The sequence below is a fragment of the Nocardioides humilatus genome (assembly GCF_008373755.1).
GTDB classification, from domain to species: Bacteria; Actinomycetota; Actinomycetes; order Propionibacteriales; family Nocardioidaceae; genus Nocardioides; species Nocardioides humilatus.
Window position 1 is genome coordinate 1 of record NZ_VUJV01000237.1, and the last position, 304, is coordinate 304.

At 62.8% G+C, this 304-nt stretch carries 1 protein-coding gene; it reads right to left on the reverse strand.

Annotated elements, in window-relative coordinates; genetic code table 11:
• On the reverse strand, positions 1-290 hold a 290-nt coding region (locus F0U44_RS22795), incomplete at its 3' end, for a TolB family protein (RefSeq protein WP_223163847.1).
• Between the last annotated feature and the right edge of the window lie 14 nt (positions 291-304).

Genomic DNA, 304 nt, shown 5'->3' on the forward strand with positions numbered 1-304 from the left:
AAGTCGAGCGCGCCGTTGACCGACAGTGGGGAGAGCCCCGCGCCGAGGGGATTCATCCGGTAGATCTCGTAGTCGCCGACCTGGGTGCTGGTGTAGGCGATCTTGTCGCCCTCGGGTGAGTAGGTCGGTTGGATGTCGACGCTGCTCTGGATGGTGATGCGGAGCGGGCTCGAACCGTCCACGTTCATCCGGTAGATCTCGTAGTTGCCGGCGATGATGCTGCTGAACGTGATCTCGTCGCCGTCAGGGGAGTAGGACGGTCCTTCGTCGTCGATGGTGTTGCTGGTCAACGCAACGACCCCGG